Source organism: Kocuria atrinae, assembly GCF_039531425.1.
Taxonomy (GTDB): domain Bacteria; phylum Actinomycetota; class Actinomycetes; order Actinomycetales; family Micrococcaceae; genus Kocuria; species Kocuria atrinae.
Genome location: NZ_BAAAQA010000024.1, coordinates 1 through 14,776, shown reverse-complemented (window position 1 = coordinate 14,776; position 14,776 = coordinate 1). Strand labels below are relative to the sequence as shown.

Annotated in this window: 6 protein-coding genes; 5 read left to right on the top strand and 1 reads right to left on the bottom strand. The window is 62.5% G+C overall.

Going from position 1 to position 14,776, the window contains the following annotated elements; all coding sequences use genetic code 11:
• Positions 1 to 42: 42 nt before the first annotated feature.
• Together rlmB and glgX are read left to right on the top strand one after the other, a co-directional pair.
• Complete coding sequence (rlmB, locus tag ABD283_RS11355; protein ID WP_344225134.1) at positions 43 to 1,023, top strand: 23S rRNA (guanosine(2251)-2'-O)-methyltransferase RlmB; 981 nt, start codon at positions 43 to 45, stop codon at positions 1,021 to 1,023.
• The gene (glgX, locus tag ABD283_RS11350; RefSeq protein WP_344225133.1) at positions 1,010 to 3,175 is read left to right on the top strand and encodes a glycogen debranching protein GlgX; all 2,166 of its coding nucleotides are present in this window, start codon (positions 1,010 to 1,012) and stop codon (positions 3,173 to 3,175) included. Before rlmB ends, glgX begins: the two co-directional genes overlap by 14 nt.
• Positions 3,176 to 3,337: 162 nt before the next feature.
• On the opposite strand, the gene glgP is transcribed toward glgX, so the two are convergent.
• A complete protein-coding gene (gene glgP, locus ABD283_RS11345; RefSeq protein WP_344225132.1) occupies positions 3,338 to 5,938 on the bottom strand; it encodes an alpha-glucan family phosphorylase in 2,601 nt (866 codons plus the stop codon).
• Positions 5,939 to 6,337: 399 nt separating this feature from the next.
• Between glgP and ABD283_RS11340 the strand changes: the two genes are divergently transcribed.
• The 3 genes from ABD283_RS11340 to glgB all read left to right on the top strand — a co-directional run bounded on the left by ABD283_RS11340 (position 6,338) and on the right by glgB (position 14,385).
• Entirely contained in the window at positions 6,338 to 8,401 is a 2,064-nt protein-coding gene (locus ABD283_RS11340; RefSeq protein WP_344225151.1) for an alpha-1,4-glucan--maltose-1-phosphate maltosyltransferase, read from the top strand.
• 78 nt (positions 8,402 to 8,479) lie between these two features.
• Positions 8,480 to 10,249, top strand: a complete 1,770-nt coding sequence (treS, locus tag ABD283_RS11335) for a maltose alpha-D-glucosyltransferase (protein WP_344225131.1) — start codon at positions 8,480 to 8,482, stop codon at positions 10,247 to 10,249.
• 50 nt (positions 10,250 to 10,299) lie between these two features.
• Positions 10,300 to 14,385, top strand: a complete 4,086-nt coding sequence (gene glgB, locus ABD283_RS11330) for a 1,4-alpha-glucan branching protein GlgB (RefSeq protein WP_344225130.1) — start codon at positions 10,300 to 10,302, stop codon at positions 14,383 to 14,385.
• Positions 14,386 to 14,776 lie beyond the last annotated feature (391 nt).

The window sequence follows — 14,776 nt, the reverse complement described above, 5'->3', positions numbered from 1 at the left end:
CGAGAGCGCCGTACACCCGTGAGAGACACGGAGTAGACATCCATGGCCCAATACAATCGACCCGGAGCCGTTCGTAAGAACAAGAAAGGTCCCGTCGTGGGCAGTGGCGGACAACGCCGCAAAGCACTGAAGGGCCGCGGGCCTACACCCAAGGCAGAGGACCGCGTGTACCACAAGGCCTACAAGGCCAAGCAGGCGGCGTCCCGCAAGCAGCAGACCTCGCACAATCGACCGGTCCGAGCAGGTAAGGGTCCCATCAAGGAAGACCTGGTCACCGGCCGTAATTCGGTGCTCGAGGCACTGCGTTCCAACGTGCCGGCCAAGACGTTGTTCGTGGCCACCAAGATCGAGGTGGACGACCGCGTCAAGGACATTCTTCAGATGTGTGCCGAGCGCAACGTCCCCACGTTGGAAGCATCCCGCTCCGAGCTGGACCGACTGACATCGGACGCGGTTCACCAGGGCGTGGCGTTGCAGGTGCCGCCTTATGACTACCGCGATGCTGACGAGCACGCGGCGGCCGTGATCCGCCGTTACGACCCCAAGGATCCCGAGTCCAAGGCGCCGCTCTTCGTGGCTCTCGACGGCATCACCGACCCCCGCAACCTGGGGGCGGTCATCCGCAGCGTTTCGGCATTCTCCGGCGACGGCGTGATTCTTCCGGAGCGCCGCTCGGCGGCCGTCACGGCCACCGCGTGGAAGACCAGCGCAGGTGCTGCTGCACGGGTTCCCGTGAGCAAGGCGACCAACCTGACTCGCACTCTCGAGAACTGCAAGAAGGCCGGTTACTTCGTGATCGGTCTGGACGGCGGGGGAGACGTCCAGCTGCCCGAACTGAACCTGGCCACCGAGCCGCTCATCGTGGTGGTCGGTTCTGAAGGTAAGGGATTATCGCGCCTGGTCACCGAGCATTGTGATGCGATCGTGTCGATCCCCATTGACTCCACCATGGAGTCGCTCAACGCGTCTATGGCTGTGGGCATCACGCTCTACGAAGTGTCGCGCCGTCGTGCAAGCGCGTAGTTATCCGCTGGGGGTCCATCCCTCGCGCTCCGGGGACGGCAGCGCCAACGTGGCTGTCTACGCACCGGGTGTTGGTGAGCTGGAACTCGTCTATCAGCGCCCGGGCGGCATGTGGCGCAGGCACCGGCTCAACGGCCACAACCACGGGATCCACTACGGGACGGTGCCACCGCCGCTGCGTGTCGATGGTTCGGTAGATCGCGCGCACATGCTGAACACGGACGTCTGCCCCGCAATGCCCGAGGGCACCCGGTACGGCTTCGTACCCTTTTCGGCCACGGCAAAGCGCACCCCGGATCCGTCCCGGGAACAGATCATGCTTGACCCCTACGGACGAGGACTCGTCAACCTGAGCCCTCCGGCCGGGGTGAAGAACCCCGGGCCCGATGCCTACGGGGGAAAGTACGTGTCAGAAGTGGTTGCCCAGAACTATGAGTGGCAGGACCATGATCGCCCCAGCATTCCGTGGCGGGACACCATCATTTACGAGGCCCACGTCAAAGGCCTCACCATGCTGCACCCGGACCTGCCCGAGGACTTGAGGGGTACCTACGCCGGGCTCGCCCACCCCGCGATTCTCGCGTATCTGCAGGAGCTGGGCATCACCGCCATCGAACTATTGCCGGTGCACGCGCACCTGGACGAACCCCATCTCACCAAGAACGGGCTCAGCAATTATTGGGGGTACAACACCCTCAGCTTCTTCAGCCCCCACATGGGTTACGCCACGCGTGCGGCGCAAGACGCAGGACCCACAGCCGTGCTCAATGAGTTCAAGCAAGCCGTTGATGCCCTGCACGGTGCCGGGATCCAGGTCTTCTTGGACGTGGTTTACAACCACACTGCCGAGGGCGGGAGCGAAGAGCCCGCTTATAGTTGGCGCGGCCTGGGAGACCGGCAGTACTACCGCCATGACGTCCACGGCAATTACGTGGACGTGACCGGTTGCGGGAACTCCGTGAATTTCGCGGACCCGCAGGTGGTTCGCATGGCGTTGGACTCACTGCGCTACTGGGTCACGGAATGCCATGTGGACGGGTTCCGCTTCGATCTCGCGCCGGAACTCGGGCGGGATGAGAACCATCACTTCACTCGCAACCACCCGTTCTTCGTGGCCGTCGCTGCGGACCCTGTGCTGCAAGGCGTGCGCATGATTTCGGAACCATGGGACGTGGGAGCCGGGGGATGGCAGACAGGTCGCTTCCCGAGCGGATGGGCGGACTGGAACGACACCTACCGGGACACCGTGCGGAACTTCTGGCTGTCAGGGCAGCGGACCATGGCACGCGGGGGCGGTGGTGGCAATGCCGCTCGCCTTGCGGGGGTCATCTCCGGCTCGGCGGACATGTTTGCTCCGGAGGGGCGCACCACGCTGGCTTCCGTGAACTTCGTGACCGCACACGACGGTTTCACCATGTACGACCTCACGGCCTACGACGGTAAACACAACCAGGCCAACCTGGAGAACAACGCTGACGGCACCAACGACAACCACTCCTGGAACCACGGTGAAGAAGGCGTCTCGCACAATGTTGCGCGCAGGACGGCCCGTGCCAAGACCGTACGGAACATGATGGCCACATTGTTGCTGTCGCAGGGCGTCCCCATGATCACCGCAGGGGACGAACTGCTCCGCAGCCAGGGCGGTAACAACAATGCGTACTGCCAGGACAACGGCATTTCGTGGGTTGATTGGAAGCTCACCCCGTGGCGGCGTTCCATGCTCAAAACCACCAAGCGGCTGATCGCCATTCGTAAAACGTTTCTGGCAAGCCAGCCGAGCCACTTCCCAGCCCGGCCCGAAGACGTCCTGCTGCACTGGTACGGACCCGATGGGCTCCCCATGACCCCCGAGCTCTGGCAATCGGACGGCTCCAGGGTCGTGCAGGTGGTGCTCGGTTCGTGCGGTGGCGAACTGGTGGGGACCTTTGTCATCAATGGCTCCAACGACCCGGTCACTGTGACACTGCCGGGCCTCGAGGAACTGCTCACCCAGGCACAATGTGCCACGGGATATCCGGCCATTCGGGGGTCTTACGAGCTCGTGCTCGCCACCGACTTCGAGCTTGATGAACGTGGGGGTTCCACATTCACCAGCGGTGACGAGTGCCGGGTTCCGGCGCAAAGCATTGTGATGTTCTCGCTCGCCTGACCGTTCCGCTTGGTTACTACGCCGGTGTCACCGAGCGACGCATAACCACTCGTTGGTGGCAGCCTGTGAGTCGAGCTGAGGACGAAAGACCGCGGGCGCGGCACCCATTACCGGGTGCCGCGCCCGCGACCCTTTCCTAGCCGTTCGACGGCGGCGCTCGCGCTAGGCGGCGTTACGCACCAGGCCCAGCTCGGCCGGGCCCGCGAGTTCCTCATTGGAGGGCAGCACGCGCACCGTGTAACCGAAGGGACCGGAGCGGTCGATGGTCATGGCTCCGCTGAACAGGAACCGGCCGTTGCCCAGCTCGGTCCCCCGATCCAGATATGCGTAGTTGCGCTCGTGAATGTGATCCGATTCGGAAACATGACCGAAGCCCACCTGCACCTTGACATCCTGCGGGTTCAGCGACCCCAGATTGACGTAGGCATTGATGGTCAGCTCATCGCCGATCTGCGGTTCCTGCAGCACACCTTCGGCATCCACGTGTTCCACGTGCACCTGAGGCCACGCCTGGCGCACCCGTTCAATCCAGCGCGAGGTGGAACGGGCCACCTTGCCGTTCTCCGCGAGTGAGCGGCGCCCGGACACGCACGCCGGCACGTACAGCTTCTGCACGTAGTCGGTCAGCATTCGGCGAGCCGACACATTGGGGCCCAAGGTGGCGAGCGTGTGCTTGACCATGGCGAGCCACTGGTGCGGAATCTCGTCCGAGGTGATTTCCGGATCATCCGTGGACTCACCGTAGAAACGCGGTGCCACGTGATTCTCAATCAGCTCGTAGAGGGCAGCGGCCTCAACATCGTCGCGTTCATCCGTGCTGGCCTTGTTGTCGGCGGTGGGGATCGCCCAGCCGTTCTGGCCGTCGTACATCTCGTCCCACCAGCCGTCCAACACCGACAGGTTCAGGCCACCGTTCATGGCGGCCTTCATGCCGGACGTGCCGCACGCCTCAAGCGGACGGAGCGGATTGTTCAGCCACACGTCACAGCCCGGGAACAGCACCCGTGCCATGGCGATGTCGTAATTGGGGAGGAACACTATGCGGTGGCGAACCTCGGGATCGTCCGTGAAGCGCACCAGATCCTGGATCATGCGCTTGCCCATTTCATCGGCGGGGTGGGATTTACCCGCCACAACCAACTGAATGGGGTTGTCCGGATCGAGCAGCAGCTTCTTCAGACGCGCGGGGTCGCGCAGCATGAGGGTCAAGCGCTTATAAGTGGGCACGCGGCGTGCGAACCCGATGGTCAGCACATCCGGGTCCAACACGGAGTCCGTCCACGCCAGCTCCGCGTCGGCGGCGCCGCGCTTCTTCCAGGAAGCCCGCAGGCGACGTCGAACGTCGTGCACCAGGCGCTCGCGCAGATCGCGGCGAACCTGCCACAGGTCCTTGTCGCTGGCCTGGTAGACCTTGCGCCAGCGTGAGGCGGGGTCCTGATCGTTCTCCTGCGGGTCGACCGCGAGGGCTCGCATGGCGGGGTCGATCCATGACGGCGTGTGCACGCCATTGGTGACCGAGGTGATCGGGACTTCTTCAGTGTCGAAACCGGACCACAGCCCCTGGAACATGCCGCGGGAGACCACGCCGTGCAGCTTGGCCACGCCGTTGGCGCGCTGAGCCAGACGCAGGCCCATGACCGCCATGTTGAACTTGCTGGGGTCACCGCCCTCGTAGTTCTCCGCGCCCAACTCCAGGATGTGGGACGTGGGCACCGCGGGGGTCAGACCCGCATTGACGAAGTACTCCACCTGAGCACGATCGAAACGATCGATACCCGCCGGCACAGGGGTGTGGGTCGTGAACACCGTGGCGGAACGAACGGCCGTGAGGGCCTCGTTCCACGTCATGGGTTCGGAACCGTCCTGCGGGTTCATCAGTTCCTGGATGCGTTCGACACCCAGGAAACCAGCGTGTCCTTCGTTGCAGTGGAACACCTCGGGAGCGGGGGCTCCGGTGATGCGGGAGTACGCGCGCAGCGCTCGGATACCGCCCATGCCCAGGAGCAGCTCCTGCTGCAAGCGGTGATCACTTCCGCCGCCGTAGAGGCGGTCGGTGACGTTCCGGGCGTGCTCGTCGTTCTCGGGAATATTGGAATCCAGCAGCAGCAGCGGGACGCGGCCCACGTCTGCGCGCCAGATCTGGGCGGACAGCGAACGGGAATTAGGTAGGGGCAGCGAAATGCGCGCCGGGGTGCCGTCCTGCTCGCGCAGCAAGGTCAACGGCATTTCGTCGGGATCGAGTACGGGGTAGGTCTCCTGCTGCCAACCGTCTTGGGACAGCGACTGCTTGAAGTAACCGGCCTGGTACAGCAAACCGACGCCCACCACGGGAATCCCCATGTCGGATGCGGTCTTGAGGTGGTCGCCGGCCAGGATGCCCAGACCGCCCGAGTACTGGGGAAGCACCGAGGTGATGCCGTACTCGGCGGAGAAATAGGCAATGGCGGCGGGCGCGTCGTCGGTTTGGGTGCGCTGATACCACTGGGGTTGGGTCAGGTAACTGGTCAGATCGGCATCGAGGACTTCGATCTGCTTGACGGTCTCGGGATCTTCGGCGATCTGCTGGATTTCTTCACGCGTCAGGGAACCCAAAAGTTTCACGGGGTCACCGTGGACGTTTTCCCAGGCACGCGGGTTGAGCTGCGCAAACAGATCTTCAGTGGGCTTGTGCCATGACCATCGCAAGTTCTTGGCCAACCGGCTAAGGGGTGCAATGGATTCTGGCAGGACAGTTCGGACGGTGAATCTACGTATGGCCTTCACACGTGCGAGCCTACCGGGACGCGGGCCATCCCTTCTTCATAGTCCGATTAGGACACTTCCGTGACGTCAGAAGAGTGGCCGGCCTTAAGAATCGGGCCGATTGTCGCTAACGTTAGTTCCGTGTCGCAGCAGAATCCTCAGCCCACTGGCCATCACGCACGCAGCAACGACCCGCAGGAACCTACACCTCAGGCCGGGTCCGCCCAGCCTGATGTCGGTAGCCGCCTGAATGCACCGGTCCCCGCCACGGGAGTCCCGGACGTGTCGCCGTCGTTCCAGCGCTCGCATCAATCGGAAGACTCGGGTGTAGAGCAGCCGAACGATTCACCGGGAGTTGACCTCCTGGAAGACGACGATGTGGTGGACCGCGAACCCGCGGAACAGCACGGCACCGCGGAACTGGGAAGTGAAGCGGACTCCGGTGACTCATCGGAATTCCCCTCTGCCGACCTGGTCTACGGTCGCATTCCCATCACCGATGTCAGCCCCGTGGTCGAGTGCGGACGGTTTCCCGCCACCGCTATCCCCGGTGAAGACATCCAGGTTTCTGCCACCGTGTTCCGCGAAGGCCACGACTCCCTGGGCGCCAGCGCCGTTCTGTACGACCCGCAGGGTCGTGAGGACCAGCGCGTCACCATGACTCCGGGCGCACCCGGCACCGACACTTTTCATGCACTGCTCCGCCCGCGGTCCGAAGGTACGTGGAGCTTCGCGATCGAGGGCTGGTCGGACCTGTACGACACGTGGCTGCACGCCGCCGAAATCAAAATCGGTGTCGGCCAGGACGTGGAGCTCATGTTCAAGGAAGGCCAGCTTCTCTTCGAAGCGGCATCCAAGGAGTCCTCACGTTCTTCGGAAGAAGCGCGCGCCTTCGAGAATGCCGCCGCGCGCATGGCAGATACGAGCCTGTCCGTGGAGGACCGGCTGGCAGCTGGCACCTCGGACGAGGTCAAGTCCTACGTGGCTGAGCGCCCGCTGCGTGACTTGTTGAGTTCCTCTCAGCGGTACCCCATTGAGGTTGAACGCGAAGCTGCCGGGCGCGGGTCCTGGTACGAATTCTTCCCGCGTTCCGAAGGTGCCACGTGGGACGCGGAAGCGGGTCAGTGGGTTTCCGGCAACTTCAGGTCCGCGGTCAAGGCGCTTGATCGTGCCGCGGCCATGGGTTTCGACGTCGCATACCTGCCGCCGATCCACCCGATCGGCCGGGATCACCGCAAGGGCCCCAACAACTCGCTCGAGGCCGGCCCTCAGGATCCGGGATCACCGTGGGCCATCGGCTCGCCCGAGGGTGGCCATGACGCGATCCACCCCGACCTCGGTACCTTCGAGGATTTCGATAACTTCGTGGCCCATGCTCACGAGTTGGGTCTTGAAGTAGCTCTGGACCTTGCCCTGCAGGCGTCCCCCGACCACCCGTGGGTCAAGGAACACCCGCAGTGGTTCACCACTCGCGCGGACGGCACCATCGCCTACGCGGAGAACCCGCCCAAGAAGTACCAGGACATCTACCCCCTGAACTTCGACAACGATCCGCAGGGTCTAGCGCACGAGGTACTGCGCGTGGTGAAACTGTGGATCAGCCACGGCGTGGATATTTTCCGCGTGGACAATCCGCACACCAAGCCTCTGTGGTTCTGGGAATGGCTCATCGCACGCGTGCGAGAAGAGCACCCGGACACCGTGTTCCTGGCCGAGGCGTTCACCCGTCCGGCCATGATGCAGGGTCTGGCCAAGGCCGGCTTCCAGCAGTCCTACTCGTATTTCACCTGGCGCAACACCAAGGAAGAGATCGAAGAGTACCTGGAAGAAATTTCACACGAGACCTCGTCCGCGTACCGTCCCAACTTCTTTGTGAACACTCCGGACATCCTGACCGAATACTTGCAGTTCGGCGGCCCGGCTGCGTTCAAGGTACGTGCGGCTCTCGCCTCGACCGCTTCTCCGCTGTGGGGCGTGTACGCGGGATACGAGCTGTTCGAGCACGTTGCCCGCCCGGGTGCCGAAGAATACATGGACAACGAGAAGTACGAGCTGCGTCCCCGTGATTTCGAGGGCGCGGTCAAGCGGGGGGAGTCCTTGGCGCCCTACATCACCAGGCTCAACGAGATCCGAAAGGACCACCCGGCTCTGGGCGACCTGCAGAATCTCACCGTGCAGTCCACGAGCGATTCCGCGATCGTGGCCTACTCCAAGACCAAGACCGTGGAACACAACGGTCAAGAGGTTAAGGACACCGTGATCGTGGTGATCAATACCGATACGCACGCCACGCGCGAAGCCACGGTCTGGTTGGACCTGGATTCGTTGAACCTGGGTGATCATGATTTCAACGAGGACGGTTCGTTCTGGGTGGATGATTTGATTTCCGGTGACAGCTGGAAGTGGGGTACCCACAACTACGTCCGCTTGGATCCATACATTGAACCGGCGCACATCCTGCACATTCGACGCGACGTGAAGTGATCCCGGTGGTGGTGCGAGCATGACTCGCACCACCACTGTTTCCACGTCGATTTCTTCGAGAGGCCACAGCAACCGATCATGACCAGCACACCCTTCCACCTCAATGCGCCGGGTATCTCGCACGATCCGGACTGGTTCCGCAAAGCCGTCTTCTATGAAGTTCTGGTGCGGGCATTCTCCGACGCCAACGGCGATGGCTCCGGTGATTTCTCCGGGCTGATCGACAAACTGGATTATCTGCAGTGGCTGGGGATCGACTGCCTGTGGATTCCGCCGTTCTACGAGTCCCCGTTGCGAGACGGTGGCTATGACATCTCGGATTACTACTCCGTGCTGGACGAGTTCGGTACTGTCAGCGACTTCAAGCGGCTTGTGGCGGAGGCCCACGCCCGCGGTCTGCGCGTGATCACCGACCTCCCGCTGAACCACACCTCTGATCAGCATCCGTGGTTCCAGGCTTCACGTGAGGATCCTGAGGGTCCTTTCGGAGATTTCTACGTGTGGTCGGACACTGATGAGAAGTATCAGGACGCGCGCATCATCTTCGTGGACACCGAGGAGTCCAACTGGACCTTCGACCCCGTTCGTCGCCAGTTCTTCTGGCATCGATTCTTCTCGCACCAGCCCGACCTCAACTTCGAGAACCCCAAGGTTGTCGAGGCCGTGTTCGACGTGGTCAAGTTCTGGTTGGACATGGGCATTGACGGGTTCCGCGCGGACGCCATCCCCTACCTGATCGAGGAGGAAGGCACCAACTGCGAGAACTTGCCGGGCACTCACGACTTCCTGGTCAATCTGCGCACCATGGTGGATGAGCTCTACCCCGGTCGTGTGATCATTGCCGAGGCCAACCAGATGCCCCACGAGGTGGTGGAGTACTTCGGCACCGAAACCTCACCCGAGTGCCACATGTGCTTCCACTTCCCGATCATGCCGCGGATCTACTATGCGCTGCGTGACCAGAAGGCGGAGCCCATTGTCTCGACCATGGAGAACACGCCGGCGATTCCCACGGGAACGCAGTGGGGCACCTTCTTGCGCAACCACGATGAGTTGACCTTGGAAATGGTCACCAGTGAAGAGCGCCAGGCCATGCTCGGCTGGTACGCCCCGGATTCCCGCATGCGTGCGAACATCGGTATCCGACGCCGCTTGGCCCCCTTGCTCGACAATTCTCGCGCCGAGCTCGAACTGGCGCACGCGCTCTTGCTGTCGCTGCCCGGCTCGCCGTTCCTTTACTACGGTGACGAGATCGGTATGGGCGACAACATCTGGTTGGACGACCGCGATGCCTCCCGTACCCCCATGCAGTGGACTCCCGACCGAAACGCAGGGTTCTCCACCGCTGATCCGGGCAAGCTGTACCTGCCCGTGATCCAGTCACTGGTGTACAACTACTCGCAGACCAACGTGGAGACCCAGTTGGCGTCGTCTTCGTCGCTGTTGCACTGGATTCGCCAAATGCTCATGGTGCGCAAGGCCCACCCGGCTTTCGGTATGGGTGATTACGCAAACGTGGATACCGATCACGAGTCGGTGCTCGCGTTCCTGCGCCGACTGGATCCCCGCGATGCGGATGACGAACACGGTGAGACCTTGCTGTGTATCTTCAACCTCTCCCACGTGCCGGCCAGTTGTTCACTCACACTGCCCGAGTACGCGGGCCGTGGCACTCGCGAACTGTTCGGTGGCGAACCTTTCGGTGAGTTCGACGAGTCCGGTCATTACCGCATCACTCTTGGGTCGCAGGACTTCTTCTGGTTGCGCTTGCGCAGCGCGCCGACCGCGGACGGAGCACACCCGGAGACGATTGCAATGCCCATCATCAAGCCCGCGCGTAACGACTGACCAGCGAGGCACTCCACGAATACGTATGTGAGGGAAGCGGAGAACACAGAATGACGGATCAACAGGTTTTGGACCGGTTGCGTGACTGGCTGCCGCGGCAACGTTGGTTCCCGTTCACAGCCACCGCGGAAGAGATCAAAGTCAATGTCGCGGGTCGTGTGCAGCTGGACCTCGATCCGGAGGAGCCGGATTCCGTTGTGCGGGATCGCATGGTGTACCTGGTACAGGCCACGGTGGGTGATCGCACCGAGCTGTTGAATGTGCCGGTGGTCCGCACCACGGAGCCCCTGGCCGAATACGAGCGCTACCTGATCGGTTCCTACCAGGGCGGCGGCCCCAACCGCGCGCTGCCCGAGCAGATCGTGGCGGGCGTGGACGCCTCCGCCTCTTTCCTGCGGCGCGCGGTCCAGCAGGCGGGTTCGTTCTGGGAACGACGCCGCTCGGGCGAGACCGCGGAGCAAGCCAGCCTGCCCACCGACACCCAAAAACAAGATGCGGCGAGGACTCCTACAACGGGAGTAGCGGACACTGCTCGCGAACCCCGGACCTCGCCCAGCTTCGAACTGGACGAGGACCACGCCAGCAGGTTCTACCTGTACGACGCAGTAGGCGACGCAGCTTTTCTGGACGCCGTGCTTCGCATCATGGACACCCAGCTGGGTGTGGGTGGTGTGCTTCGCCACGGTATGGGTTTGCACGGTAAATACACCGGTGCGCTCAATACCCAGTACCGGATTTCCAGCGCCGACCAGGTTCGGGTGATCTCTTCGGAGCAGTCGAACACCTCGGTGATCTTGACACCGCCTCCCTCCGAGACCGATTCAGACCCCGCACTGCGCGGTGACGCGGTGATCGTGAAGTTCTTCCGAGTGGTGGGGGAGGGCCGGAACCCGGATGTCGAGGTGGGCGTGGAGCTCACTTCGCAGGGCTCCTCCGCGGTACCCGCCACGGCAGGGTGGATCGATGCGCAGTGGCGCCAAGGCCTGGTGACCACTGCGGGCCAGCTCGCTGTGGCCGCGCACTTCGTCGACCACGCGCAGGACGCGTGGCAAATGGCGGTGAACAGTGCCACGAGCGGTGGTGATTTCACGGATCTCGCTCATGAACTGGGCGCGACCACCGCGCGGGTCCATGGGGACCTGGTCAACGCTTTTGACCCGATCACGGTGGATCACGATGCCCGCGATGCCTTCTTGCAGGATATTTCTGGGCGTCTGCGGTGGGCCTGGGGCGTGTGCGGCGACCGATTCAGTGAGTTCGAGTCCACGCTCGAATCGATCATGAACGAGCTGGAACAGCTGCGTGAGCTGCCTCCGCTGCAACGTATCCACGGCGACTACCACCTCGGCCAGGTGCTCTACAACAAGGACAACGGCTTCAAGATCCTCGATTTCGAGGGTGAGCCCTTGCGTCCCATCAAAGAACGAGTTCGTCCAGACGTGGCCCTGCGCGATGTGGTGGGCATGCTGCGATCCCTGGACTACGCGGGTGCCATGGCCGGACGCGAAGAATCCGGTGGCGCGCAGGAGTGGACCAGCGCGGCGTCGTCGGCGTTTTTGGCCGGCTACCAAGAGACCAGCGGCCGGAGCCTCGACACCGAATCCGTGCTCTTCCAGGCATTGTGGCTCGACAAGGCTTTGTACGAGGTTGTGTACGAGCAGCGCAATCGACCGGACTGGGTCGATGTGCCCGCGAACGCTGTCATGCGCTCGCTCAGAACGGCAAGCTCCCGTACCGTGACTGAAACGACGGACGATCAACCGAACTCCAACGACACCTTCAGAACTGAGGAAGTAGTGAGTACCGAGCGAGAGCAGGATCCCCAGCAAACTCCGGTTACCTCGAGTGAGCCGGCACCCACGGGGAAACAGCAGCCCATGCCTGCGGAGAAGTCTCAGAATTCGGAGAATGACGCAGGGCAGTCCGCCCAGGGCAGGCCCGAGCCCGTCTCCGAGGAGATCCTGGCCGCAGTGGCGGAAGGCCGCTACCACGACCCCCACTCGGTGCTCGGCGCCCACCCGAACGGGGACGGAACGGTCACCATTCGCACGCTGCGTCGATTCGCAACCGAAGTGTCGGTACGCACGGTGGACGGCCTGTACCCGCTCGAACACGAATGGGGCGGCATTTTCTCGGGAGTTGTTCCCAGCCACGAGAAGGGCCGGATCCCGGATTATCGTGTCGAGGTGACCTACAGCGGGCAAGAACCGCAGGTCCTCGACGATCCGTACCGCTTTGCCCCGACCCTGGGTGAACTGGATCTGCACCTGATCGGTGAAGGCCGTCACGAAACGCTGTGGACTGCGCTCGGTGCCCACGTTCATCGTTATCCCTCTGCCATGGGCGATATCCAGGGCGTGAGCTTTGCGGTGTGGGCCCCCAACGCGCGCGCCGTTCGTGTGATCGGTGATTTCAACGGTTGGGATGGCTCGGAGCATGCCATGCGCTCGCTGGGTTCCAGCGGCATCTGGGAGCTGTTCATTCCAGACATGGGTTCCGGCGACACCTACAAGTTCCGTGTTCAGGGCCGTGACGGTTCCTGGCGGGATAAGGCCGACCCCATGGCCTTCGGAACCGAGGTTCCCCCGTCCACTGCGTCCCGGGTCTTTGAGTCGAACTACGAGTTCCAGGACTCCGAGTGGATGGCCAAGCGCGCGCAAACCGACCCGCACAACGCCCCGATGAGTGTCTACGAACTGCACATCGGTTCATGGCGCAAGGGCCTGGACTACGTGGATCTCGCACGTGAACTGGTTGAGTACCTCACGTGGCAGGGTTTCACTCACGTCGAGCTCATGCCCGTGGCGGAGCACCCCTTCGGTGGTTCCTGGGGGTACCAGGTCACTTCCTACTACGCGCCGTCCTCCCGATTCGGGTCACCGGACGAGTTCCGTTACCTGGTGGACCAGTTGCACCAGGCGGGCATCGGCGTGCTCGTGGACTGGGTTCCGGGGCACTTCCCCAAGGACGAATGGGCACTGGCCAACTTCGACGGCGAGCCGCTCTACGAGCACTCGGATCCCCGCCGCGGCGAGCACAAGGACTGGGGCACGCTGATCTTCGATTACGGCCGTTCCGAGGTGCGTAACTTCCTCGTGGCCAACGCCAATTACTGGCTCGAGGAATACCACATCGACGGTATGCGCGTGGATGCCGTGGCCTCCATGCTCTACCTGGACTACTCCCGCAACGACGGCGAGTGGGAACCGAATAAGTACGGCGGCCGCGAGAACCTTGAGGCCATCGCATTCCTCCAGGAAGCCAATGCCACGGCCTACCGCCGCAGCCCGGGCATCGTGATGATTGCCGAGGAGTCCACTTCGTTCCCCGGTGTCACCAAGCCCACCGAAGCCGGCGGTCTCGGGTTCGGCATCAAGTGGAACATGGGCTGGATGCACGACAGCCTGGAATACATGGCCGAGGACCCGTTCAACCGCCATTACCACCACAACAAGGCCACGTTCTCGATGGTCTACGCCTACTCCGAGAACTTCATCCTGCCTATTTCGCACGACGAGGTCGTGTACGGCAAGGGTTCTTTGCTGCGCAAGATGCCGGGGGACCGGTGGCAGCAGCTGGCCAATGTGCGTGCCTACTTGGCATACATGTGGGCCCACCCGGGCAAGCAGCTGATCTTCATGGGTACCGAGTACGCCCAGGAATCGGAATGGTCGCAGGAACACGGTCTGGACTGGTGGCTGTCGGAGACCCCTCCGCACCATGGAGTGCAGGAACTTGTGAAGAACCTCAACGAGATCTACCGGGGTACCCCGGCGCTCTATGTTCGCGATAACGATCCCTCGGGCTTCGAATGGATCGATGCCAATGACGCGGGGCGGAACACACTGTCATTCACGCGATGGGATGATCAGGGCAATCCGCTGGTCTGTATTGCCAACTTCGCGGGCAACCCGCACGAGAACTTCCGCGTGGGTATGCCCTGGGCCGGTGAATGGGACGAGGTTCTCAACACGGATTCCGAGCTCTTCGGAGGATCGGGCGTAGGGAACCTGGGCAAGATCACCGCTACCGAGGGTGCTTACAACGGCAAGCCCGCATCCGCCGAGATGACGGTGCCTCCGCTGGCAGTGCTCTACTTCAAGCCGGCATCACAGGCGGCAAGAACCGATAAGTAGCCTCACTCGACCAGACCCGCGGCGCGAACCGACAGGTTCGTACCGCGGGTTTGTCGTTCCCCTCGCGAGTGTGTAATGTCTACCAAGTCGCCGCGGCGAGGTTCCCGAGAAAGGAACCGAGAAGCGGTGAACAGGGATCCAACCCGGACGATCAGACGGTGTTGCAAGACGCCGACGACGTGGTAAGGTTGGTCCCCGCAAGCAAGAGATTGCATGGCGACAGACCAAGAGGAACTGAGAGTTCACCTGGATTTGACCCGCCGTTCCAATCTCACCTAAGCTTGCAGATCGCAACCGACTTCCGGCCCGCAGGGCGGGAAGAGTGGTTTGTTGTTTGTCAACTCAATAGTGTGCCTAGTTTGTTGATACCAAGAATGTTTTATTTTTTGGT